Origin of the sequence: Candidatus Berkiella aquae, assembly GCF_001431295.2 — a bacterium.
Lineage (GTDB): Bacteria > Pseudomonadota > Gammaproteobacteria > Berkiellales > Berkiellaceae > Berkiella > Berkiella aquae.
Window position 1 is genome coordinate 3,055,843 of the sequence record NZ_LKAJ02000001.1, and the last position, 23,788, is coordinate 3,079,630.

Here is a 23,788-nt window from a genome sequence, read left to right on the forward strand (position 1 = left end):
CAGAAAGGAGCCAATCAGATGATTGGCTCTTTCGGTCCCCTCTGAGATTAATTGCTACCAAAACACATGCCTGAGCGCGTGGTATTCACAGGGATCTCATCTAGCTCTTCACGTGTTATCGCAGGTACGTTATAACGCACTGTGCGTTCTTGCCAATGGGTTAAGGTGCGAGGTGCATAAGAATCAAATTCGGTTTGCGCTAAATTTTCATCCAAATCTAAATCGCTATCATCTTCTAAATCAGAATCTAACTCTTCATCCGCGTCTAATTCTGCTTGATAGGCTGGCGCTAAATATTTTGCGATAAGGCTATTTTCGTTACCTTCTGTTGCAGCATAATCTTCGAGTTTATCCGTAATTTTCTCAGCTACTTTTTTAACACCATAGCCAATGCCCATCACCGTACCTGTCAACAACGTCGTTGCCGCAGGGGTACCAATTGCAGTGATTATGGTTAAAGGAGCTGAGCCAAATGCTAAAGAAAACAAGGGCCAGACGCTAAGTGCAGCAGCAGTCACACCGATTTTTTCCTGGCGTGTCACTTCAAATCGAATATTGGTAAATGGGAGCTTCATTCTTTTCCTCTCTATTTCAGTCAATTTAACGATGAGAACAATTCTCAAGCAACATGTTAGTAGCACACTTAACTGGTTTCAACGCAATTGACGGAGATTAGGACGATGGGCGAATTGTTAGAAATTAATGGCAAAAAAATGAAAAAAACTAGGGAAAACCCTGGCACGCTAAAACGGTGAAAAATAAGCAAAAAAGCCAATCAGATGATTGGCCTTTTTGGTCTTTCAGAGAGAGAGCATTAGTTACGGAAAGATTTTCCGGAACGGGTCGTATGTTGTGGCATAGCATCGATTGCATCAGCATCGATAGCAGGAACGGTGTACTGAACACCTTTTCTACCACGACTAAACAAGGTAGGACGTGTTTCACTCTCAACTTGGGTATCTTTAAAATCTCTACGCAGAGCTAACTTTTCATTTAGAGCAATTGCTTTACCTGGTTTAAGATCCATATCATTTTGTCTATCAGGACCGAATGTTGGGCGGTATTCACCTGCTAAAGCACGATCAAACAGCGTTCCTTGACCCAATCGTTTTGCAACGAAACCATCATCATTTTTAGAAGCAACGCTTTCAATCGCATTAGAAACTAAATTTAACGCACCATTGGTTAATTTCTTTGTTGCATACCCTGCACCAGCAGCAAGTGCTGTGACTGCAGTTGTTGCAAGCGGTGTTAAACCTAGTGTTAATGCAGTGATAGGTGCTGAACCAAAACCTAATGTGAAAGCTGCCCATGCAGCGCCAACAGCAGCAATACTGCTTGCGGCCGCAATCATTTTTTCACGCGGTGTCACTTGCATATCACGATACCATTCGATAGTGTCGCTTGCTGTGTCTTTTACATAATTGTATGCATCTGAAACTTTATTTTTTAAATATTCAAACATCGTATTTTCCTCAATTGGGGTTAAACATTAATGAGATATCATCTCAAGCGGCGATGTTAGTGACGTGAATGATTTGTTTCAATCGTCATTAGGATGACAGGCAGGATTAAGAAGGTTTAATGGTTAATAAAAAAACAATAATGAATGAATTGAACTATTTGTTCTTATATTTTAATTAAATATTTTTTATGTTCTTCGAATGATAATTAATATTTTGACATTATTGTGTTAGAAATTATTTTATTAGTATCGAATATTTATTAAAATATAAGCCGTTTATGCTTTGAAAAACATCGTGATTCGAATTAATTTTATATTTGTGAAATAATAATGTTTTTACCAATGAGCTTCATCATTCGTGATTAAATTTATTTCATATTTATGACCACCTGCTTCTATCGACTTGTCCGCGTTGTTGCATAAATGTCAGAAGTTGAAATGTTAAGCAGCGGTAGCTGCGACATTTAATAGCCACGGATAGAACGAACGAGCAGTAAGGCAAGTGAGTGGAACCCGGATAAAAACAATCATTGTTTCACCGGTTCGCCGGTTGAAATCTGAGGAGATACGCTATACCCCGGATTCCAAGCAATTTTGCTATCGCATAATGCTTTCCATCCGGGGTTAGCAACTTAGGTTGCTGCCGCAACCCAAAAAAAAAGCCAATCTTGCGATTGGCTTTTTTACACCTCTTAGTTCTTCCTTATTGGTATTTTCTCCCTGAACGAGTACGGCTGGAAGCCGCTTCTTGACGCGCATCGTGGCGTACATCTTGACGTACGACGGATGCATTGAAATCAGATACATTACGGTAGTTTCTTCCTGAACGGGTTGTCGCTTCTTGAACTTTGTCCAAATCCATTTGAGTATAAGTAGGAAGATCTCTATATTCTACGCCTTGGTGACGACCACGGGTCAAGCTAGCTCGCATGAACGTTTGAACCGCTGCATTTTTCAAATCAGCAAGTAAACCTTTTGATTCGTCTGCTTCTAAATCACCGAATTTAGCTTTGTAATGACCAAAATCTTTAGAAGGTTTTACATCAGCAGGTTGTTCGTATCCTGTTGCTAAACGACGAGCAATAAAGGAATTTTCTTTACCTTCAGTCGCAGCGTAATCTTCTAATTTATCAACAACTAAATTGATAGCGCCACCAGCCAATTTCTTGGCAAGCAAACCAGTTCCAACTGCAAGACCGGTAATTGCCGTTGTAGCAAGTGGGGTAATACCTAATGTTAATGCAGTAATTGGAGCAGAACCGAAACCTAAAGTGAAAGCAGCCCAAGCGGCGCCAACACCAGCAATACCACCAAGCGTTGCAACGATTTTTTCGCGTGGGGTTACGCGCATATCGCCATACCATTCAGCCGTTTCTGTCGTTGTATCAACAACATAGTTTTTCGCAGCGATGGCTTTATTTTTAAAAAAATCTAACATATTTTTTTTCCTCTCTAGAAAGAATTAAATTTAAAAGGGTGAGATTTAATCTCAGGAGGCATGCTAGTGATTTAAATGGCTATGTTCAATCAAGTAGCCCTATTTTAGGATGACAGGAATATTCGAACAACTAAACGGTCAATTAGACAAATGGGTGCATTTGCTTGTGCGACATCAAACCATTTGGTATCTACACCCCCAAAAAAAAAGCCAATCTTTCGATTGGCTTTTTCATTCCGAGATTTAAACGATTAACGGAATTTTTTACCTGAACGAGTTGTTGCTTCTTGAACTTTGTCCAAATCTTTTTGGGTATAAGTAGGAAGATTGCTATATTCTACGCCTTGGTGACGACCACGGGTCAAGCTAGCTCGCATGAACGTTTGAACCGCTGCATTTTTCAAATCAGCAAGTAAACCTTTTGATTCGTCTGCTTCTAAATCACCGAATTTAGCTTTGTAATGACCAAAATCTTTAGAAGGTTTTACATCAGCAGGTTGTTCGTATCCTGTTGCTAAACGACGAGCAATAAAGGAATTTTCTTTACCTTCAGTTGCAGCGTAATCTTCTAATTTATCAATAACTAAATTCAAGCCACCTTTAACTGCTTTCTTAGCAAGAACGCCTGTGCCAACTGCAAGACCTGTGATTGCAGTCGTAGCAAGCGGAGTAAGGCCTAATGTTAAAGCTGTGATAGGAGCAGAACCAAAACCTAAAGTGAATGCAGCCCAAGCAGCGCCAACGCCAGCAATACCACCAATGGTTGCAACTAATTTTTCACGTGGGGTTACGCGCATATCGCTATACCATGCAGCAGTTTCGGAAGCTTGTTCAACAGCGTAATCTTTTGCAGCAATTGCTTTTTCAGCAACGTAACCAGCAACAGATTTAGTTGTACTAACAGCGGCATCTTTTGCTGCAATAGCTTTATTCTTAATAAAATCTAACATGTATTTTTTCCTCTCTAGAAAGAACTAAATTTAAGGGGGTGAGATTGAATCTCAAGACGCATGCTAGTGATTTGATTAACTTCTTTCAATCAGGATTCATTCATTTCGGGATAACAGGCAGAATTCGAACGACTAAACGGTCAATAAGCCGATAAGTGGTTATTTTTAGTATCAATGACGTTCGAATGAGAGCGAATGCGTAGAAATTTCTGCGCACTTAAGATTGTTTTGAATTTTTTTTACTTATTAATAGTATGCAAAAAAAGCCAATCTTATGATTGGCTTTTCCCGCTATAAAGCGTTTATATTCATCAGAGTACTTGCCACAAGCAAGATGCGAAAGCTTATTTCTTCGCTTGCTGGTGAAGCTGTTTAACCGCTTCTAATAATTTTTCTGGCGGCAGATAACCCGGGAACAAAGTACCGTCTTCAAATACCATGGTAGGTGTTCCATTAATACCTAATGCGCTACCTAATGCATAACCACGCGCAACACTTTGATCGGGGCAAATACTCCCTTCTATGGCTTTGTCTTGATTAGCCTCATTGAACGCTTGTTGTTTATTTTTCGCACACCATACTTTGCTCATTTTTTCAGCGGTTGGTGAATGCTCACCCGTTCGAGGGAAAGCAACATATTTGACGGTAATTCCCAAATCATTGATTTTGCTGATTTCAGAATGTAATTTTCGGCAATAACCACAATCTACATCGGTAAAAACGGTAACCGTATATTCTGGCTTTTTAGCAGGGAAAACAATCATGTTTTCTTCTTCAATACTTTTAAGATGCTTTAAACGTGATTTCTTACGCGTATTTTCGGTTAAATTATTCTGCCCATTTTGTAGATCATACAAATCACCGGCAATAAGATAACGTCCATCTTGGGTAATATAAATGATATTACCATTCGCTAAAACCTGATAGACACCCGCCATAGGCGCAGGCGTAATTTCTTCAATGGTTAACTGGGGGAAATTCTTTTTGAGATTCTCTTCAATTTGTTTTGTGTCTTGCTGAGCAATCACTTGTAAAGGCAATAACAAAACTGAGAATGAGAACATTAAGCCGGATAGATAGTTACGCATTTTTCATCCCTAATAAATTGGTACCCACCTCATCATACATGAGGATTGCGAGTGTAGCGACTCACAATTGGAATCGCTATTAGGATAAAAATCCCCCGCTCGCCATGCTACGCATCTGCGAGCTGCCCCCTTTTATTCAAAGGGGGCATATAAAGCATACGCACATTGTGAACGAGGAATTTTGATTGCCCCCTTTGAATAAAAGGGGGCAGCTCGCTTGAAAAGCGAGCGGGGGATTTTTATCTTAAACTACCTAGCTTTTACCTGAGTGGCTTCATGAGCCAATAACCACTCTTTAACTGCTATCGGCTTGCCTTGTTGGTGCCCACAAAACCCTCCCGCATCTTTTGCACCAACCACCCGATGGCAGGGCACGATCAAAGCGATAGGATTAGAACGACAAGCCATGCCTATGGATCTGGCGGACGTTTTTAATTGCTTTGCCAACTCGCCATAAGTACGGGTCTGCCCAACGGGAATAGCACAAAGTGCTTGCCAAACGCGTCGCTGAAAAGGCGTGCCGGTATTAATGACTAAAGGGACATTAAAAGACTGAGCATGCTTAAAATAACGCTCTATTTGTTTCACATAAAGCGCTTGTTTAGCGTTGAGCGCAAACGTTGATTGCTTTTTGCGTTCATAAAAAAAAGAGAGATGGCTTAACACATCACCTTCAAAGCGAAGCTCAAGACAGACAATGAGGGTTTCTAAGAAATAAGACTGAGGGATAGACATAGAAGTCCTGGATAGTTTCCCCTTCTACGCAAATAGAAGGGGAAGAACAAGAAAGAATCAAGAAGAAGCGATTATTCGCCGCCTTTTTCTAAATCTTCTTTTTTAGATTTGCTTAAATCTTCACGAATACGCGCTGCACGGCCAGCCAAATCACGTAAGTAGTACAATTTGGATTGACGTACTTTACCACGACGTTTTACTTCAATGTTGTCAATGATCGGGCTGTGTGTTTGGAAAACACGTTCTACGCCTTCACCATGAGAAACTTTACGTACGGTAAAAGCAGAGTGTAAGCCACGATTTCTAATCGCAATTACAACGCCTTCAAAAGCCTGTAAACGTTCGCGGGTTCCTTCAATTACTTTCACCCATACGCAAACGGTATCCCCTTGTGAAAACTCAGGAATATCTTTACGTAATTGTTCCTGTTCGATTTGTTGAATAATCTTGCTCATCATGACTCCTCTAATCAATTCTCTTGTTCTTGTTTAAACTCAGCCAATAACTGCTGGCTTGTTTTATCTAATGCTAAATGCTGTAGTAAATCAGGCCTTTTCAGCCAAGTTTGCCCAAGCGCCTGCTTCTTACGCCACAAAGCAATTGCTTGATGGTCGCCTGATAACAAAACAGGCGGTACAACTTCTCCATCCAAATCCGCAGGGCGCGTATAGTGCGGACAGTCTAATAATCCGGCATTTTCTTCACTAAAGGCATCATTGGGTGCAGAAGCTTCATGCCCCAGTGCGCCTGGCAACCATCGCGTTAGCGCATCGATGATTGTCATAACGGCTAATTCACCACCCGATAATACGTAATCACCGATGGAAAATTGCTCATCAATATCACGCTCAATCACACGCTGATCGATACCTTCATAACGCCCAGCCACTAAAATAAGAGGCTGTTTTTCATCTGCTAACCGCCTCGCTGCTTTATGGTCAAAACGCTTCCCGGCAGGCGTCACATAAATCACTTTTGCCTTAGAGGGTGCAGCTTCTTTTGCCGCTTCTAGCGAAAGCCTTAAAGGCTCTGCCATCATCACCATCCCCGGGCCACCACCGTAGGGTCTATCGTCTACCGTGGCATGTTTATCGTTAGCAAAATCACGTAAATCAAATGTCTTAAGCGCTAATATCCCTTTATCGATCGCTCTACCTGTAATGCCATAATCTTTTATTGCGGCAAACATTTCTGGGAAAATCGTAATGACACTACACCACATGGGTATTAATCATCGTCCCGCTCTGTGCCAGCAGGCATTTCCCAATCGACAATAACTTGTTTCTTTTCTAAATCGACGGCAATCACCGTATCATGCAACAAAAAGGGGACTTGCTGCTCTTTGTCTTGGTTTTTGATCACCATGACATCAGTGCCGGCATTCTCATAAAGATACTGGATATGTCCCAGCGTCTCCCCTTGTGCATTAACGACCAATAAATTTTCTAAATCGGTCCAATAAAATTCATCTGCAGGCAATGCTGGCAGCTCATCTCTTGGCACAGCGATATGGCATTGCGTTAACTTTGCAGCGACATCACAATCGGTGACATCATGCAACCTAACAACAACACCTTGACCATGACGGCGACCTTCCTCTAAACGAAAGGCTACCCATTGATCTTTTTGCTGCACATACAATGTTTCATAATTCAAAACATTATCATGCGGTTCGGTGAAGGATTGCACATGTTGCCAACCCTGTACGCCAAATGGCGCCCCTAACCGCCCAATCACAACCAGCGAATCTGCTCTCACGCTGCTGCGTTCTTCTCGTCCCATTGCTTAACAATGTTAGCAACGCGAGCTGACATTTGCGCACCTTGAGCAATCCAATGTTGTACGCGTTCGCGTTCTAAACGGATTAACTCTTCTTTGCCTCTTGCAACTGGGTTATAAAAACCAAGGCGTTCAATGTAACGGCCTTCAGGCTTATAACGCTGATCAGCAACTACGATGTTAAAGAAAGGACGTTTCTTAGCACCCTTTCGAGCTAAACGGATCACCACCATTGTCGTGTTATTCCTCTTTGATGTGTTAGATATTTTACTTATTAAATACAGGTTGCTACCATAAAGGGGCCCCATTGTACGCTAAGTTTACGCGCCATGGAACGATCTAATGTGGCAAACCACCCCCAGGAATGAGATTTTGCATGCCTTTCATGCCTCGCATCATCTTCATTAACCCACCCTTTTTGCTAAATTTCTTCATCATTTTTTGCATTTGGGTAAATTGCTTCATTAATCGGTTAAGATCTTGAATCGCCGTTCCTGAACCTTGCGTTATCCTGCGTTTACGAGATCCCTGGTTCAATAACATAGGACGACGGCGCTCTTTGAGCGTCATCGAACAGATAATGGCCAACATTTGCTCAACCACTTTATCATTTGCCTTCGATTTCACTTCTTGAGGAATAGCTGCCATCCCCGGCAACTTATCCATTAAACCGGCCATCCCACCCATGCTTTTCATCTGAATGAGCTGCAAACGGAAATCTTCTAAATCAAATTCTTTACCTTTGCTCAGTTTTTTAGCAAGCCGATCTGCTTCTTTTTTATCGAGGTTACGCTCTAAATCTTCTACCAACGATAAAATATCGCCCATACCTAGAATACGTGAGGCAATCCTATCGGGATAAAAAGGCTCTAAAGCATCGGTTTTCTCACCCATCCCGACAAATTTAATGGGCTTACCCCCTGTGATTTCTCGAATTGAGAGAATCGCACCACCACGGGCATCACCATCTAATTTGGTAACAACAACCCCGGTTAAAGGTAAAGCATCATTAAAAGCTTTTGCTGTTTTAGCCGCATCTTGCCCCATCATGCCATCGACCACAAAAAGCGTCTCAATCGGTGAAATGCTTTGATGAATCGCTTTAATTTCGTCCATCATGCCATCATCGATATGCAAACGACCTGCCGTATCGATAATCACAACATCCGCAAACTGGGTTTTACCACTTTGTAAGGCCGCTTTGGCAATCTCAACCGGCGCTTGGATATCACCATTTTCAAAAAAGTGAGCTCCAACTTCTTTAGCTAACACACGCAGCTGTTCGATTGCTGCAGGCCTATAAACGTCAGCACTCGCCAACAATACCGATTTTTTCTGTCTTTCAATAAGCCATTTTGCCAACTTTGCAGTACTAGTGGTTTTACCCGAACCTTGTAACCCAGCCATTAAAACAACGGCAGGCGGTTGGGTTTGCAAATTAAGCTCTGCGCAGCTTTCTCCCATTAAGGTAACAAGCTTGTCATTTACTATCTTAACTAACATTTGAGCAGGACTGAGACTTTTCGTCACTTCCATCCCAAGCGCAGCTTCTTTAATACTTTCAAGAAAACCATTGACCACTTCTAAGGCAACATCGGCCTCTAAAAGCGCATTTCTTACTTCACGCAATGTCTCTTTCATATTCTCTTCGCTGAGCTTGCCTCGCCCAACGACATTGCGAAACGTCTTACTTAGTCGCTCTGTTAAGCTTTCAAACATGGATCACCTTCTGATGCCAATATGCGTCGGTCGCAAGCATAGCATTCGATGGGCCAGCTATGCGATGATTTCGGCAATATTTATATGGCTATTGTCTATGAATTTAGAAAATATTGGAATACTAACTTTCTTACTTTACATCAGTATTGCCCTCGCGCAAGGATTTCATTTGTTTGGGCGCCTCACTTTTCCCCGTTGGCAATACCGTGTAGGTTCCTTTCTCGCGCTTAGCGGCCATGGTTGGCTTTTGTATCGCTATATCGAAATGCCAGAAGGCCAAAACCTTTATTGGTTGTGTATGCTCTCTTTTACCCTTTGGTTGATGAACATCATCACGCTAATAGCCTCCTTTCGAGCACAGGTTGCCAATTTAAGCTCTCTTACGTTTCCATTGAGTGCCATATCACTCGCCTTGGTCATGCATTTTGCCGGTAGCGATATCATGGATACCAAAGCCCATCCCGGTGTCCTGGCGCATATCTTTATTTCTATGTTTGCCATTAGCCTCTTATTGCTCGCCAGTCTTCAAGCCATTTTTATGGGTTTACAAAATCATCTGCTGAAACATCATAAACCTTCCGCCATTTTACATATCTTGCCTCCTTTGCAAGCCATGGAAACCTTACTCTTTTATATCATTTGGTGTGGCGTCTTATTCTTTTCAGGCTCTTTACTCAGTGGCTTTTTCTATCAAGGGCCTTTATTAACCTCACATTTGTTGCCTAAAATTATTCTTGCACTGTGTGCTTGGGTATTACTCGTTTCTTTATTATTAGGACGCTATCGTTTTGGCTGGCGCGGACCGACAGCCATTCGCTGGACTTTAAGTGGTACTACCTTCGCTTTGTTATCTTATTTTGGCACAAAAGCGTTATTATTCTGATAGGAGATCTCAACGTTGATTCAAACAAGCAACACGGCTTTGTTAGTCATCCTCTGTATTCTCATCTGCTTACTCGCCTTTTTCTCATTAGCAGAAGCAGGGATCTTGTCTGTCAATCGTTATCGCTTGAAACATTTAGTTAAAGTCTCTAAAGGGGCGAAAAGAGTTTCTGAATTATTAGAACGCCCTGACAGATTATTTGGTGTTATTCTCATGGGTAACACTTTCATTACGATTTCAGCCTCTTCAATCGGCACTTTAATTGGGGTTGATTTTTTTGGCGAGAAAATGGGTGTTATTGTTGCCGACATTATCTTAACGTTTGTTCTGCTCATATTCGCGGAAGTCTCTCCTAAAACCTGGGCAACGCTCTACCCCGAAAAAGCCGCTTTCCCAAGCTCCCTATTTTTACAATTCATTTTAAAATTGCTCTATCCGATAGTCTGGGCTGTTAATGCGGTTTCTAATGGCTTTTTGCGGTTATGTGGGGTTTCACTCTCACAAGTGGGAATCGAGCAAGGCATTACCCGCGAAGAATTACGTACCGTTGTCCATGAAGCAACCGGACGAATTCCTTCGAAACATCGCAAGATGTTACTCAGCATTTTAGATCTCGAAAAAGTATCCGTTGATGACATTATGGTACCGCGCAATGATGTCACTGGCATTGATCTTGAAAATGATTGGGAAGCAATCGTTGGCCAATTAGCCAATACACAACATACTTTCTTGCCAGTCTATGAAGGCGATCTAAATAATTTAATTGGGATACTGCACGCGAAAAAAGCCTTACACCTTATTATTGATACCAATGAACATTTCTGCGAAGAAAAATTACGTGACTCTTTAGATGAAGCCTTTTTCATTCCAACAGGAACCTCACTCACTAAGCAGCTCATTAATTTCCAGCATGCCAAAGAACGTTTTGCGCTAGTAGTTGATGAATATGGCGATATTATTGGACTGATTACCTTAGAAGATATTTTGGAAGAAATCGTGGGTGAATTTACGACCGATATGTCTGAGGCTTATTTAGCCATTTTGGCCCAAGAAGATGGCTCTTACTTGGTCGAGGGCAGTATTACCATTCGCGAGTTTAATCGCATTGTTGACTGGAAATTCCCTAGCTCTGATGCCAAAACCATGAATGGGATTGTGATTGAACATTTACAAACCATCCCTGAAGAAGGCACCTGCTGCTTGATTGGTAACATTCCTGTTGAAGTGGTACATGTTCAAGATAATCGAATCAAAACTATTAAAGTGTTTCCGCCCATTCACCGCGAAAATGCCTAAACTGACAGGGAGTATAAGAAATGGGTTTACCACATTACCAGCACTATATTAACGGCAAATGGTGCCCACCTAGCAACAATGATTTTATTGAATCAATCAATCCTTATACGGCAAAGCCATGGTGTTTAATCCCACGTGGCAATGCTAATGATATGAATCAGGCGATTGAAGCGGCACATCTTGCCTTTACTCAAGGTGAATGGCCGAAAATGAATGCAACCGCCCGCGGTGCCTTGCTACGAAAATTAGGCGATATTGTCTCACAACATGCAGAACACCTTGCCCAAATTGAAGTAACCGATAATGGCAAACTGATTGCGGAAATGTCAGCACAGCTTCACTATCTTCCTCAATGGCTTTATTACTATGCAGGCCTTGCTGATAAAATTGAAGGGCAAGTCCTTCCCATCGATAAAGCAGACATGTTCAATTTTACACTCTATGAACCACTCGGTGTTATCGGTGCTATTACGCCTTGGAATTCACCACTACTTTTGATGATTTGGAAATTAGCACCCGCACTCGCAGCAGGTAATACTTTCGTTCTGAAGCCTTCTGAATTTACCTCAGCATCGGCGTTTGAATTTGCGAAATTAGTTGAACAAGCAGGTTTCCCCCCTGGGGTTTTTAATGTGGTATCAGGGACCGGTCAAGAGGTAGGCGATACCCTAACAGCTCATCCCTTAGTCGCTAAAATTGCTTTTACAGGCGGCACACAAACCGGTAAACATATCTATCAACAAGCGGCGACTCATCTTAAAAAGGTGAGCTTAGAACTGGGTGGCAAATCTCCGAATATTGTTTTCAAAGAAGCCCATTTAGAAAATGCAGCCAAAGGCGTCATTTCTGGCATTTTCGCCGCTACGGGTCAAACCTGTATCGCAGGGTCTCGTCTATTAGTCGAAAAATCCATTCATGATGAATTTGTTGAAAAAGTGGTGGCGATTGCCAAAACCGCTAAAATGGGTAACCCCCTCTCTTATGAAACCCAAGTAGGGCCTGTTACCACCAAACCCCAATATGAAAAAATATTAAGCTATTTAGACATTGCTAAAGCCGAAGGGGCAAAGTGTGTTTTAGGTGGAAGCAAAGCAACACGACCAGAATGTGGTGATGGTTGGTTTATCGAGCCGACGATTTTCACCAGCGTTAACAATAACATGCGTATTGCACAGGAAGAAGTTTTTGGCCCGGTGCTGAGTGTGATTTCTTTTGAAGATGAAGAAGAAGCCGTTTATCTCGCGAATAATGTGATTTATGGTCTTGCCGCCGGTCTTTGGACACAAAATATGCAACGGGCACTCAATCTGAGCAAGCGTCTGCAAGCGGGGACCGTTTGGGTGAATACCTATCGTACGTTAAGTTTTATGTCACCTTTTGGTGGCTATAAACAATCCGGCATCGGACGAGAAAGTGGCCAAGAAGCCATTTACCAATACTTACAACCCAAATGCGTTTGGATCTCAACGGCTACTGAGGTACCCAATCCTTTTATTATGCGATTGAAATAGGGAATGGGTGCCCCTTTCCCATCTACTTAGTCACAGCACATGAATTTTGAGCTAGGCGCCAAGGAGCGAGCAACTGGAGTGTACATAAAAGTACATGAGGATTGCGAGATTCCGAAGGCAACAACGCTCAAAGTTTATGTGCGAAGACTACATCGCTGATTTCAAAGCCGGATAGGTAAAGAAAACAAAATGAACCGTGTTCACTATAAAGTGAGCCGCGATACTTGCTTCAATTTTCTCGGTCTTCATAAAGGCATAACCGTAAAATACCCCGGCTACCGTTGCTAACAACACATATCGCAGGCCTCCTGGATAATGAGCAGCACCAAATAAGATGGCCGCTAAGGCAATTGAAATCCATTTACCATAAGTCACATTTTGCAAGCGAAACTGAAGAAAGCGTTGAATCATGCCACGAAAAAACGCCTCTTCTGCAAAGCAAGTAAAAAAGAGATTATGAACTGCCCACAGAAAAAAGAAGGAAGTGATCTTTAAATCGAATTTAACATAACCCAAAGCAAAAGACAGTGGCATTAAAACCAACACCGCACACAATCCTGTTACGCATCCTTTTTTTAACACCTTAGCCCAACGCCCGCCATTCGCCAGTGAGTAAACACTAAACCAAATAAAAAAGAGGCCAATGAATGATTTATCAAAATTCAAATACATGGTGTAAGGAATGGCATCCGGCGTTAATATCATTTTATCGATGACTCGCCAATTCTCAATCCCAGGTAGTCGCAACGTTAACATCGCTAGCGAAAATAACACAGCGAGCGTAAAACATAGCCCTCGTCTGATTTTGCGCTGGCCATTAAAACCATAATAAAAAGTAGCGCCCATAACGATGACTATCGGTAAAGCTATCCATTCTAAACGACCTGCATACCATGCCAAAATGAGGAAGACTAGAAAAATAGCGCCCCGCAGAAAATGATGTTTTACCCAATAGAAAGATAAAAGCATGATCACAAACATGACATAGGCCGCAAGCGACACACGATCAAACATCAGTAAAAAGCAAGAAAAATCATTGAGTGTCAATTTGTAAGTCCCTTAATGCTTCAATACATTGTTCTGTGTTGACAAACTGAATGGCTTCTATCCCTACCGCTTTCGCACCCGCTACATTTAATGCTAGATCATCGATAAAGAGTGTCTCATGCGCATTCAGTTGATAATGTTCCAACAGATAATGGTATATTTCTTTTGATGGTTTTAAATGGCCAATTTCAGCCGATACAACAATCCCTTTAAATAAGGGCCAAAAACGATATTTGGCTTTTAAATACGCCATAATATCGTGCGTGTTGTCTGTTAATGCATATAAATTGAAAGCTTTATCATGCAAGCGTTGCAATAATTCTGCAGCACCTGGGATCGGTAATAAGGATTCTTTCACAACTTGTAGGAGCAGCTCCAAGCGAGTAGTCTCAATTTGTAAACGTTGATGATAATGCAGTATCGCTTGTTGCTCAGTAATGCTTCCCAGATTCAGATCAAGCCACGTTTGATGTCTAAAAATAGATTGCATCAACGTTAAAACATCATCATGCTCTGGAAAAACCGTTTGAGTAATAGTGTAAGGATCCCAGCGTACCAGTACATTCCCCACATCAAAAACAATATTTTGAATCGCCATATTCATAGAATAGATTAAGAAGAATAATGGTTAGTTTAATTCTCAAACGTTATTTATCGCAATGGTTTTATCATGCAGTTATAAAGCATCCTTAATAGTTAAGAACCACAGCACTCAATGACCATTTCGCGTTTTTAAATACCGAACATTTCTTTGCAATTCAAACACTTCTAGTGTAATTTCATTGCTTAATCTCGTTACCATAAGAAGTCATTAGGATGAAGATTTTAATTTTTGGTGCGACAGGGATGCTGGGTAGCACTTTATTTAGAACACTATCAAAAAATACTGATTTTGATGTTTATGCCACCGCACGTAGCACTTCTGCTACAAAGTATTTTTCTGAATTACAAACAAAACTTATTACCGATATCAATGCTGAAAATAATGAATCCTTGATCAACGCATTTATCCAAACAAAGCCTGATGTCGTGATTAATTGTATTGGACTCATTAAGCAATTACCGCAAGCGAATGAGCCTCTCAAGGCGATTGCTATCAATGCTTATCTGCCGCATCAATTATCGCAATTATGCAAGCTCATGCGTTGTCGCTTTATTCATATTAGTACCGATTGTGTTTTTTCAGGCAAAAAAGGTCTTTATCTAGAAAATGATACGCCTGATGCCACCGATGTTTATGGGCGCTCAAAGTTGCTAGGCGAAGTTTACGATTCACATGCCATTACTTTGCGCACCTCCATCATTGGCCATGAATTGACAACCAACAAAAGCCTCGTTAATTGGTTTTTAGCACAAAAAGATAAAGTGCTTGGCTATGAAAAGGCCATTTTTTCAGGATTGCCCACCATTGAATTAGCAGAAGTGATCCGTAAAGTCATTCAAGAACATCCCGATTTAACCGGGCTTTATCATATTGCCGGCAACCCGATTAATAAACATGATTTACTCCAGTTAATAGCGGCAACTTACCATAAAACCATCGATATTATTCGTGATTCTAAAGTTGCCATCGATCGTTCATTAAATGCGGATTTATTCAACGGCATAACCGGTTATGTTGCACCCTCATGGCCAGAATTGATTAAACGTATGAATCATTTCTCATATGAGTTCACCTAGTTAAAATTTCTATTAGAGCGCATTAACTCAAGGATTAGAGAATGCCAAAAGTAATGACCATTATTGGTACACGCCCAGAGCTCATCAAAATGAGCCGTGTTATTCATGAGATGGATAAACACACACAACATATTTTAGTGCATACCGGTCAAAATTCAGATTATGAATTAAATCAAATTTTTTTTGACGATTTAGAAATCAGAAAACCTGATTATTTCCTTGAGGCAAATTGTAGTCATACCATTAATACCATTGCCAAAGTCTTACAAGAAACCGATAAGCTTTTAGAAAAAGAACAACCTGATGCGGTATTAATTTATGGAGATACCAATTCTTGCCTTTGCATCATCGCCGCTAAAAAGAGGCAAATCCCCATTTTTCATATGGAGGCAGGTAATCGCTGTTTTGATCAACGCGTCCCGGAAGAATCCAATCGAAAAATTGTTGACCATCTGAGTGACATTAACATCGTGTTATCTGAGCATGCCAGACGGCATTTACTTGCCGAAGGATTCCCTGCCGATAGGATTATTAAATCCGGTTCACATATGCAAGAAGTGCTTGATTATTATATGCCTAAAATAAATGATTCAACCATTCTGAGTGATTTACAATTAACGCCAAAGAAATACTTTTTAGTCAGTGCGCATCGAGAAGAGAATGTCGACAGCCCACAAAATATTTATGATCTACTAGAAACGCTTAATTGTATCGCAACCACATATCATATGCCGATTGTGGTATCGACTCATCCTCGAACCAGGATGCGTCTTGAAAAATGCGAGACGAATCATCTTGATAGTCGCATTCAATTTCTCAAACCATTTGGTTTTACCGATTATGTCAAGTTACAATTAAATGCGAAATGTATTTTATCGGATAGTGGCACTATCACCGAAGAAGCATCGCTGCTTTCTCTGCCTGCGATTACCATTCGCAATGCCCATGAACGCCCAGAAGGCATGGATGTGGGCACCTTAATCATGAGCGGCTTGAAAGCGCCCAATGTTTTAGAAGCGATTAATGTTATCTGTGCTACGCATACAGAAAAGGAATATCGAAAGCGAGTCCCCGATTATGATTATGGTATTGTTTCCAAAAAAATATTAACGATTGTTTTAAGTTATATTCCCTTTGTGAATCGGGTGGTGTGGTCTAAATGAATCCACATGCTGATTTTAAAATATCATTCAAAGAAATGTTTGCTTGTCTAATTCGTAACCAACAAATCATATTTCAAATGACAAAGCGTGAACTGTTAGCACGCTATCGTGGTTCAATCTTGGGCTTAGCTTGGTCATTTGTCACGCCATTAATTATGCTGGCTGTCTACACGTTCTTTTTCTCCGTTGTCTTTAAGGCACGCTGGGGAATTGAGCAGCAAAATAACCATGCAGAATATGCCGTTATCCTGTTCGTTGGCTTAATTATTCATGGATTATTTGCAGAGTGCATTAATCGTGCCCCGCAACTTATTGTCACCAACTTGAACTTTGTTAAAAAGATTATCTTCCCTTTAGAAGTGCTGCCTTGGATTGCCTTAGGAAGTGCCTTATTTAATGCCATGATCAGTTTTGTTATTTTATTACTCGCACAAGTCGTTCTACAAGGTAATATCACTTTGACCATTCTCTTTGTACCTTTTATTATTTTCCCTTTCTTACTGCTTGTGATGGGAGTCTCTTGGTTTTTAGCCGCAACTGGTGTCTATCTGCGCGATATTAGTCAAACAACCGGCATTATGACTTCTATTTTATTATTTGTTTCACCCGTCTTTTATTCTTTGTCGATGTTACCTGAAAATATCAGAATCATCGCTCAGCTTAATCCGCTTACCCTCATTATCGATGAATCAAGAAAGGTTTTATTATTTAGCGAAATGCCGAATTTATATGCTTTAGGAATGTATTATCTTGTCAGTATTGTTATAGCATGGCTCGGCTTTTACACTTTTCAAAAAACGCGCAAAGGGTTTGCCGATGTGCTCTGATGAAACCGTTATCCAAGTAGATGACATTGGTAAGTGTTTTGAAATCTATAAACAACCTCAGGATAGACTGAAACAATTTATTTACCCTAAAATCCAAAACGCTCTTAAGAAGCCTTTACGAAATTATTATGAACCCTTCTGGGCACTTCAACATATTTCATTTGAAGTCAAAAAAGGTCAAAGCGTTGGCATTTTAGGACAAAATGGTAGTGGCAAAAGTACGCTATTACAATTAATTAATGGGATCTTAACCCCCACCTATGGCCATATTCGCGTTCAGGGTAATATTGGGTCCTTAATTGAATTAGGCTCAGGATTTAACCCTGACTTCACAGGTCGTGAAAATGTTCATTTAAACGGCAGTTTACTGGGATTGTCGAATCAAGCCATTGAACAAAAATTCGATCAGATCGCGGCCTTTGCTGATATAGGCGAGCACCTTGAGCGAGCCGTAAAAACCTATTCCAGCGGCATGATGCTGCGCTTAGCTTTTGCCGTGCAAATGGCAGTTGAGCCTGATATTTTAATTATTGATGAAGCCCTAGCAGTTGGCGATGCGAAGTTTCAGTTGAAATGTTTTAAGCGTTTAGATGAATTAAAAGAAAAAGGGACTACCATTTTATTTGTTTCTCATTCTACCGAAATGGTTCGCTCATTCTGTGATGTCGGGCTTGTTCTTAATTATGGACAATTAATTCTGCAAAGTGATGCAAAAGCGGCTACGTCTCAGTATTTATCATTGTTATTTCCAGACAAGTATTCAATAACATCTGAAACAGAGCAATCTGATGCTAATTCCACACATTTTATCAAAACAGTGATCCAAAATCCGAAATTAACTCAACATACAATATATCTTGAGCCCGAAAAAATGAATTGCTACACATTTGGCATTGGTGGAGCCCAGATAAACTATTTAAAAATTAGCGGCCTACATGAAGGTAATGTCATTCCTCAAGGACAAGAGATTAAAATCCGTTGCCAATTTTCATGGGAAATCGCTGTGTTACAACAACAATTACTTGAAGGAATTAGAGAAAAAAATATCACCGTCGGTATTTCACTGGCAGACAAAAAAGGAAGCTATATTTATGGCTGCAATGGTTTTGATATTGGTTTACAAATAGATTGTTTTAAAGACACCTGCTGTACTGTTGAATTTTCTATCAAAACTCCCATTCTTGCCGAGGGCGATTATTTTTTAACTGCAGCCATTGCGTTTGGCAATTTATCTCATCATGTACAATTGAAATGGTATGACTGCTTTATGCTTTTAAAAATTCTAAAATCGCAAAGGAATGTTTTTGGCACAATTGCCATCGATTATAAAATGATTCTATTAAATCAAAACGGAATTGAGAATGAACAAACTACAGCAATTGATTTACAATAATGGCGAACGATTAATTCCATATATTTCGCACGATGATAGTGAATTAGTGAGACATAGAAGCTCTTATGTCTTTTTTTACAATGTCATGCAATCTGACTCTCAAAAAAATCGAGATGACATATCCATTATTGATCTAGGCTTTGGCTGCGGATATGGTACAGCTATATTGTCTAGTTTACCTCGAAGCAAAATCACTGGCGTTGATATTAGCCCCGAATGTGAAATTTTTGCCAATCAATATTATTATCGAAATAATGTTGAATATATTATAGATGATTTATCTACATTCATGCCTAATATGGCTTTATATGATTATGTGGTATCAAGAGGTGTTTTAGAACATGTGCCACATGGTTTGAAATTGATTGAAAAAATTAAATTTAATCATCGTATTATGATAGATGTTCCTTATGATGAAACACCCGGCAATGAACATCATGTGTTAACCGGCATCAAAGAAGATGATTTTGCTCATCTTGATAATATTGAAATATTCTATGAAGACTTAGAAGGCCGCATTTATCTTCAAGATCAAAAGCCTCAAAAACCCAACATGATCATGATAGTCATTAGCGATCCTAAATTGCCTAAAGTAAGTAGCTTGTTTAATTTTCCGATAGCTCCCATCAATAACAATGAGTTAGAAACACTCAATCTTGATAAGGTCATTAAGAAAAAACATTATTTTGAAAAACCAATAGAATTACTTAATGCTGTAGAAAAGGCCATCAAAGAAAGTGATGTTGTTTTAGATATTGGCTGCGGTATTCGGCCTATGAATTATTTCAAACCAAAGCTGCACATCTTAGTTGAGCCACATCAAGAATATATTGATATTTTAACTTATCGAAATAGTGGCGATAAAAGTGTTATTTCTCTCCAGCAAAACGCCTTACAGGCTCTGACACAACTTGCCGATCAATCGGTAGATAGTATTTTCTTACTTGACGTCATAGAACATATTAATAAAGAAGAAGGTTTAAAAATCATTCAAGCGTGTGAACGTGTTGCAAGAGAACAAATTGTGATATTTACCCCTTTAGGATTTATGCCACAACATGTTCATGAAGAAGATGCTTGGGGATTAAATGGTGGCAAACTTCAAGAGCACATTTCCGGATGGACTCCGGCAGATTTTGGCACAGATTGGGCAATGTACATTTGTAATGATTTTCATGCTGCGGATGCTAATGGCTTATCACTTAAAAAGCCTTTTGGAGCCTTTTTTGCGATTAGAGATTGCAACCCCAAACATTGTCCAACACCTGAAAAATTAGGAAAACTTCGTATACCTATTTTTTCTGCTTTTGATTCGCATCGATTACATAAAGAAAATATCGGCTATCAACAACAATATGTGACAAAGGACCAAGAATGTAATGGGTTATATGATAAAATACAATCATTGGAGCAAATAAACCAAACACTAGAAAGTGAATTAAATAATCAAACCAATTATTTAAATAACCAAATTAAATATTTAAATAATCAAGTCGATTCTTTAAATATTTTAAATCAGCAACATGAAAGAACAATTAAAAGCTGGCAAACTGCATATCAAGCCATTCTAAATTCAAAAAGTATACGTTTTGTTAAATTTTTAAAAAAATTGAACTTTCTCAGCCTAGCTAAACAAGAAACAGCATCATGAAACCTCGGATCTTATTTGTAGGAATTATTGATAGCCCTCATACTGCCAGGTGGATTGAGCTTATTGCTGATCAAGGATGGGATCTGCATTTTTTCCCTGTCTATCCTGCAGCTCCTCATCCTATTATGAGAGGGATAACGATTCATCGCCCATGGATTCCATTTCAATCTAAAGGAATTTTTCGAAGGTTAGTTTCCTCTTACTTTTCTAAGTCTAAAAATAAGGATAAAAACACGTTACCTATTCGTTCTATCTACCCTATTCCTGTGACGCCCAAATATGAACATAAATTGTTAGGAATAAGAACCAAGCCACTCGGTGAATCTAATATAACAACACAAGCAGCTTATGGTCCTCGGGTTTTAGCACGTCTCATAAAAAAATTAAAACCGGATCTTATTCATTCCATGGAGTTCCAACATGCTGGATATACCGTCCTCAAAGCAAAAGAAGAAATTCATCGCAAATATTTCCCTAAATGGTTAGCAACCAATTGGGGAAGCGATATTTATTATTTTAAGAATTTTCCTGATCACGAAAAACAAATCACCCGCTTGTTACAAGCAATCGATTATTATTCTTGCGAATGCCATCGTGATATAAAACTTGCTCAAGGCCTGGGACTAGTCACTAAAGACCCGTTTTTATTAACCAATACCGGCGGTTTTGATCTCGAAAAAATTTCAACTTTACGTAATGAGATAAAGCCTTCTTCAAGAAATATCATTATGATAAAGGGATATCAACATTTTGCTGGAAGAGCATTAACCGCACTTGAGGCATTAATTGGTTGTATAGAGCACGTAAAAAATTATCATATTATTGTCTATTCAGCGTCGGTTGAAATTTTTGCACGTATCGAAGAAATCAAGTCTTTATATCAATTGAATATAACCACTTACACACCGTTGCAATTAAGCCATGATGAAATGCTGGTACTCTTTTCTAAAGCACGAATTTATTTAGGTGTCAGCATTTCAGATGCTATTAGTACATCAATGTTAGAGGCGATGGCAATGGGAACGTTTCCAATACAAACCAATACCGCTTGTTGCGATGAATGGATTGAAGATGGTAAAACAGGATTTAGTATTCCTCCGGATAATGTTTCACATATAACCAACTGTTTAAACAAAGCTTTATTGGATGATGCGCTTGTTGACACCGCAGCTTTACTAAATTGGACGACGGTTTCAGAAAGGCTCGATAAAAACATCATCCGCGAAAAAGAAGTTGCAATCTATCATAAAATATTTGAAGAAATAGGCACATAATCTTGACTCAATCAAATCTTAACATTCCAAAGCCAAGAGTTAGCATTATCATTGCAACTTATAATCGCAAAACCTTTTTACAGCAAGCTATCGCCAGTGTTTTTAAACAAACCTATCAAGATTTTGAATTAATCATTGTCGATGATGGCTCAACCGATGATACAGCATCAATGGTTGCTGAATTCAACGATCCTAGATTACATTATATTTATCAAGGTAATCATGGTAGATCTTATGCGCGCAATATCGCTCTTAACTTGGTCAAAGGGGAGTATATCGCTTTCCTTGATTCAGATGATCTTTATTTGCCTCATAAACTTCAATTACAAGTTGCTTATTTAGATAAGCATTTGAAAACAGGAATGATATATACATCTGCTCAGTGCATTGATGAACATAATCATTTATTATCGCATATCTATCAAGCAACGACATCGGGACATATCTACAAAAAAATTGCTTTTTTTGTTCCTGTCACCATTACATTACCGACAGTAATGCTAAGAAAAGAAATATTATTGAAAGTTAATGGCTTTGATGAAAAAATGGTTCGCTTTGAAGATACTGACTTTTGGCGACGCATTTCAAAAATAACGCGCATTGATGCTATTGATAATTTGACTTGCCAGTTAAGAACCCATTCTGACAATCATTTATTATCGCAAAATCCTCAGCAAATTGTTCATTCGGTTCATTATTACACCAGAAAAATTCTTAAAGAAGATAAGAAATATTTGTCTACATTTGAACTTTATAGAAGATTAGGTGGACTTTATCATTACTACGCAAGTGCTTTACTGAGTGTGCCCGGCTGGGAACCATTAGGTTACAAATTGCTAAAGCGCGCATACTTTTACTGGCCTTTATATAAAATTTCAAAAAGAAAGATTGCCTCCTATTGTTGGCAATATCTTAAAAAAAGAATAATCCGATTTGGTTTACGCCATTCAAAGGTATCATAAAAACATGGAACATTTTTCACCCAAAGTATCTATCATTATTCCAGTTTATAATGGTGTTAATTATTTAACAGAAGCGATTGATAGCGCACTTGCTCAAACGTATAAAAATATCGAAATCCTTGTGATTAACGACGGCTCTAATGACAATGGACAAACCGAAGCGATTGCAGAAGGTTATGGCAATAAAATACGATACATTAGCAAATCTAATGGTGGTGTAGCTTCTGCTTTAAACTTAGGCATTGCTAAAATGACAGGCGATTATTTTTCCTGGTTAAGCCATGATGATTTGTATCTGAATACGAAAATTGAAACACAAATAAAGACTTTAGCAGCCCTCAATAATCCAAGAGCTGTACTCTATGGAGATTATTCGGTTTTTACTACCGATCCCGATAAAGATATTTTGTGCAAAATGAAAGGTGTTTCGCCTTTTCAATTTCGTCATTGGATAACTTTTGAAAATTGTCTACATGGTTGCACCCTACTCATCCCCAAAATAGCCTTCCAGGAATGTGGCTTATTTAATGAACAACTTCGCACAACTCAAGATTATGATATGTGGTTTAGAATTGCTAAAGTATTCCCATTTGTTCACTGTAGTGAACACCTGGTCAAAGCCAGAAGTCATATTGAGCAAGATTCATTAAAAAAGAAAGATATCGTATTAGATGAATGTAATCAGCTTCTCTCAAATTTTGTAAAACAGTTGAGCCTGACAGAAATACAACAGGCCTCGATGTGTTCAAGTGGTTTAGGGTACGCCCAATTAGCTTCGAGTATGTGGTACCGTGGCTTTTTCCCTGCGGGCAGAACATCTGCTTATTTATCACTCATAAATAGTTTTCAAGCTCCTTTGAAAGAAATCATGCTTGCACAATGTATTTTAATGAAAGGGTTTTTATTACACTATATGGTAAAACCAAT

General features: G+C 39.5%; 23 protein-coding genes and 1 pseudogene. 11 read left to right on the plus strand and 13 right to left on the minus strand.

What is annotated here, in order from left to right:
- Window positions 1-47: 47 nt before the first annotated feature.
- The 11 genes from HT99x_RS13375 to ffh all read right to left on the minus strand — a co-directional run bounded on the left by HT99x_RS13375 (window position 48) and on the right by ffh (window position 9,174).
- Window positions 48-575 (minus strand): hypothetical protein, encoded by a 528-nt coding sequence (locus HT99x_RS13375; RefSeq protein ID WP_075065426.1) that lies wholly within the window; start codon window positions 573-575, stop codon window positions 48-50.
- 239 nt (window positions 576-814) lie between these two features.
- Window positions 815-1,465, minus strand: coding sequence for a hypothetical protein (locus HT99x_RS13380; RefSeq protein WP_075065425.1), 651 nt, complete (start codon window positions 1,463-1,465; stop codon window positions 815-817).
- Between the two features lie 703 nt (window positions 1,466-2,168).
- Window positions 2,169-2,903 (minus strand): hypothetical protein, encoded by a 735-nt coding sequence (locus HT99x_RS13385; protein ID WP_075065424.1) that lies wholly within the window; start codon window positions 2,901-2,903, stop codon window positions 2,169-2,171.
- Window positions 2,904-3,154: 251 nt separating this feature from the next.
- On the minus strand, window positions 3,155-3,853 hold the full coding sequence (locus HT99x_RS13390) for a hypothetical protein (protein WP_075065423.1): 699 nt from the start codon (window positions 3,851-3,853) through the stop codon (window positions 3,155-3,157).
- A gap of 344 nt (window positions 3,854-4,197) precedes the next feature.
- Window positions 4,198-4,941, minus strand: a complete 744-nt coding sequence (dsbC, locus tag HT99x_RS13395) for a bifunctional protein-disulfide isomerase/oxidoreductase DsbC (RefSeq protein WP_083482801.1) — start codon at window positions 4,939-4,941, stop codon at window positions 4,198-4,200.
- Between the two features lie 249 nt (window positions 4,942-5,190).
- A complete protein-coding gene (locus HT99x_RS13400) occupies window positions 5,191-5,676 on the minus strand; it encodes a methylated-DNA--[protein]-cysteine S-methyltransferase (RefSeq protein WP_075065422.1) in 486 nt (161 codons plus the stop codon).
- A 71-nt stretch (window positions 5,677-5,747) separates the two neighbouring features.
- Complete coding sequence (rplS, locus tag HT99x_RS13405; protein ID WP_075065421.1) at window positions 5,748-6,131, minus strand: 50S ribosomal protein L19; 384 nt, start codon at window positions 6,129-6,131, stop codon at window positions 5,748-5,750.
- 14 nt (window positions 6,132-6,145) lie between these two features.
- Entirely contained in the window at window positions 6,146-6,898 is a 753-nt protein-coding gene (gene trmD, locus HT99x_RS13410) for a tRNA (guanosine(37)-N1)-methyltransferase TrmD (protein ID WP_075065420.1), read from the minus strand.
- Window positions 6,899-6,903: 5 nt separating this feature from the next.
- Window positions 6,904-7,434, minus strand: a complete 531-nt coding sequence (rimM, locus tag HT99x_RS13415) for a ribosome maturation factor RimM (RefSeq protein WP_158003354.1) — start codon at window positions 7,432-7,434, stop codon at window positions 6,904-6,906.
- Window positions 7,431-7,688 carry a 30S ribosomal protein S16 gene (rpsP, locus tag HT99x_RS13420; RefSeq protein WP_075065418.1) on the minus strand — a complete coding sequence of 86 codons (258 nt, stop codon included), beginning with the start codon at window positions 7,686-7,688 and terminating at the stop codon, window positions 7,431-7,433. Before rpsP ends, rimM begins: the two co-directional genes overlap by 4 nt.
- A 106-nt stretch (window positions 7,689-7,794) precedes the next feature.
- Window positions 7,795-9,174 (minus strand): signal recognition particle protein, encoded by a 1,380-nt coding sequence (gene ffh / locus HT99x_RS13425; protein WP_075065417.1) that lies wholly within the window; start codon window positions 9,172-9,174, stop codon window positions 7,795-7,797.
- Between the two features lie 97 nt (window positions 9,175-9,271).
- Between ffh and HT99x_RS13430 the strand changes: the two genes are divergently transcribed.
- The 3 genes from HT99x_RS13430 to HT99x_RS13440 are packed head-to-tail and all read left to right on the plus strand — an operon-like array spanning window position 9,272 to window position 12,864.
- A complete protein-coding gene (locus HT99x_RS13430) occupies window positions 9,272-10,057 on the plus strand; it encodes a cytochrome c biogenesis protein CcsA (protein WP_158003353.1) in 786 nt (261 codons plus the stop codon).
- A gap of 15 nt (window positions 10,058-10,072) precedes the next feature.
- Window positions 10,073-11,353, plus strand: a complete 1,281-nt coding sequence (locus HT99x_RS13435; RefSeq protein ID WP_075065415.1) for a CNNM domain-containing protein — start codon at window positions 10,073-10,075, stop codon at window positions 11,351-11,353.
- A 20-nt stretch (window positions 11,354-11,373) separates the two neighbouring features.
- On the plus strand, window positions 11,374-12,864 hold the full coding sequence (locus HT99x_RS13440) for an aldehyde dehydrogenase family protein (protein WP_075065414.1): 1,491 nt from the start codon (window positions 11,374-11,376) through the stop codon (window positions 12,862-12,864).
- Window positions 12,865-13,011: 147 nt separating this feature from the next.
- Here the strand turns inward: HT99x_RS13440 and HT99x_RS13445 are convergent, their stop codons facing one another.
- The gene (locus HT99x_RS13445; protein WP_075065413.1) at window positions 13,012-13,911 is read right to left on the minus strand and encodes a CPBP family glutamic-type intramembrane protease; all 900 of its coding nucleotides are present in this window, start codon (window positions 13,909-13,911) and stop codon (window positions 13,012-13,014) included.
- Window positions 13,898-14,515 (minus strand): HAD-IA family hydrolase, encoded by a 618-nt coding sequence (locus tag HT99x_RS13450; RefSeq protein WP_075065412.1) that lies wholly within the window; start codon window positions 14,513-14,515, stop codon window positions 13,898-13,900. The genes HT99x_RS13445 and HT99x_RS13450 overlap by 14 nt, the downstream gene beginning before the upstream one ends.
- Window positions 14,516-14,727: 212 nt before the next feature.
- Here HT99x_RS13450 and HT99x_RS13455 point away from each other — a divergent pair, with 212 nt between their 5' ends.
- The 8 genes and pseudogenes from HT99x_RS13455 to HT99x_RS16055 form a co-directional block, all read left to right on the plus strand.
- Window positions 14,728-15,591 (plus strand): sugar nucleotide-binding protein, encoded by an 864-nt coding sequence (locus tag HT99x_RS13455; RefSeq protein ID WP_075065411.1) that lies wholly within the window; start codon window positions 14,728-14,730, stop codon window positions 15,589-15,591.
- A 41-nt stretch (window positions 15,592-15,632) separates the two neighbouring features.
- Window positions 15,633-16,754, plus strand: coding sequence for a non-hydrolyzing UDP-N-acetylglucosamine 2-epimerase (gene wecB / locus HT99x_RS13460; protein WP_075065410.1), 1,122 nt, complete (start codon window positions 15,633-15,635; stop codon window positions 16,752-16,754).
- Window positions 16,751-17,581 carry an ABC transporter permease gene (locus HT99x_RS13465; RefSeq protein ID WP_075065409.1) on the plus strand — a complete coding sequence of 277 codons (831 nt, stop codon included), beginning with the start codon at window positions 16,751-16,753 and terminating at the stop codon, window positions 17,579-17,581. The genes wecB and HT99x_RS13465 overlap by 4 nt, the downstream gene beginning before the upstream one ends.
- On the plus strand, window positions 17,571-18,974 hold the full coding sequence (locus tag HT99x_RS13470) for an ATP-binding cassette domain-containing protein (RefSeq protein ID WP_075065408.1): 1,404 nt from the start codon (window positions 17,571-17,573) through the stop codon (window positions 18,972-18,974). The genes HT99x_RS13465 and HT99x_RS13470 overlap by 11 nt, the downstream gene beginning before the upstream one ends.
- Window positions 18,943-20,625, plus strand: a complete 1,683-nt coding sequence (locus tag HT99x_RS13475) for a methyltransferase domain-containing protein (protein ID WP_075065407.1) — start codon at window positions 18,943-18,945, stop codon at window positions 20,623-20,625. Before HT99x_RS13470 ends, HT99x_RS13475 begins: the two co-directional genes overlap by 32 nt.
- Window positions 20,622-21,899, plus strand: a complete 1,278-nt coding sequence (locus HT99x_RS13480; RefSeq protein ID WP_075065406.1) for a glycosyltransferase — start codon at window positions 20,622-20,624, stop codon at window positions 21,897-21,899. Before HT99x_RS13475 ends, HT99x_RS13480 begins: the two co-directional genes overlap by 4 nt.
- 2 nt (window positions 21,900-21,901) lie before the next feature.
- On the plus strand, window positions 21,902-22,861 hold the full coding sequence (locus tag HT99x_RS13485) for a glycosyltransferase (protein WP_075065405.1): 960 nt from the start codon (window positions 21,902-21,904) through the stop codon (window positions 22,859-22,861).
- Between the two features lie 4 nt (window positions 22,862-22,865).
- A pseudogene (locus tag HT99x_RS16055) lies at window positions 22,866-23,465 on the plus strand (glycosyltransferase); the annotation flags it as partial.
- Window positions 23,466-23,788 lie beyond the last annotated feature (323 nt).

What these genes read in the sequence shown, in the direction of transcription:
- HT99x_RS13375 (WP_075065426.1), bottom strand. Translation starts at nt 575, where the DNA reads ATGAAGCTCCCATTTACCAATATTCGATTTGAAGTGACACGCCAGGAA.
- HT99x_RS13380 (WP_075065425.1), bottom strand. Translation starts at nt 1,465, where the DNA reads ATGTTTGAATATTTAAAAAATAAAGTTTCAGATGCATACAATTATGTA.
- HT99x_RS13385 (WP_075065424.1), bottom strand. Translation starts at nt 2,903, where the DNA reads ATGTTAGATTTTTTTAAAAATAAAGCCATCGCTGCGAAAAACTATGTT.
- HT99x_RS13390 (WP_075065423.1), bottom strand. Translation starts at nt 3,853, where the DNA reads ATGTTAGATTTTATTAAGAATAAAGCTATTGCAGCAAAAGATGCCGCT.
- dsbC (WP_083482801.1), bottom strand. Translation starts at nt 4,941, where the DNA reads ATGCGTAACTATCTATCCGGCTTAATGTTCTCATTCTCAGTTTTGTTA.
- HT99x_RS13400 (WP_075065422.1), bottom strand. Translation starts at nt 5,676, where the DNA reads ATGTCTATCCCTCAGTCTTATTTCTTAGAAACCCTCATTGTCTGTCTT.
- rplS (WP_075065421.1), bottom strand. Translation starts at nt 6,131, where the DNA reads ATGAGCAAGATTATTCAACAAATCGAACAGGAACAATTACGTAAAGAT.
- trmD (WP_075065420.1), bottom strand. Translation starts at nt 6,898, where the DNA reads ATGTGGTGTAGTGTCATTACGATTTTCCCAGAAATGTTTGCCGCAATA.
- rpsP (WP_075065418.1), bottom strand. Translation starts at nt 7,688, where the DNA reads ATGGTGGTGATCCGTTTAGCTCGAAAGGGTGCTAAGAAACGTCCTTTC.
- ffh (WP_075065417.1), bottom strand. Translation starts at nt 9,174, where the DNA reads ATGTTTGAAAGCTTAACAGAGCGACTAAGTAAGACGTTTCGCAATGTC.
- HT99x_RS13430 (WP_158003353.1), top strand. Translation starts at nt 9,272, where the DNA reads ATGAATTTAGAAAATATTGGAATACTAACTTTCTTACTTTACATCAGT.
- HT99x_RS13440 (WP_075065414.1), top strand. Translation starts at nt 11,374, where the DNA reads ATGGGTTTACCACATTACCAGCACTATATTAACGGCAAATGGTGCCCA.
- HT99x_RS13450 (WP_075065412.1), bottom strand. Translation starts at nt 14,515, where the DNA reads ATGAATATGGCGATTCAAAATATTGTTTTTGATGTGGGGAATGTACTG.
- HT99x_RS13455 (WP_075065411.1), top strand. Translation starts at nt 14,728, where the DNA reads ATGAAGATTTTAATTTTTGGTGCGACAGGGATGCTGGGTAGCACTTTA.
- wecB (WP_075065410.1), top strand. Translation starts at nt 15,633, where the DNA reads ATGCCAAAAGTAATGACCATTATTGGTACACGCCCAGAGCTCATCAAA.
- HT99x_RS13465 (WP_075065409.1), top strand. Translation starts at nt 16,751, where the DNA reads ATGAATCCACATGCTGATTTTAAAATATCATTCAAAGAAATGTTTGCT.
- HT99x_RS13470 (WP_075065408.1), top strand. Translation starts at nt 17,571, where the DNA reads ATGTGCTCTGATGAAACCGTTATCCAAGTAGATGACATTGGTAAGTGT.
- HT99x_RS13475 (WP_075065407.1), top strand. Translation starts at nt 18,943, where the DNA reads ATGAACAAACTACAGCAATTGATTTACAATAATGGCGAACGATTAATT.
- HT99x_RS13480 (WP_075065406.1), top strand. Translation starts at nt 20,622, where the DNA reads ATGAAACCTCGGATCTTATTTGTAGGAATTATTGATAGCCCTCATACT.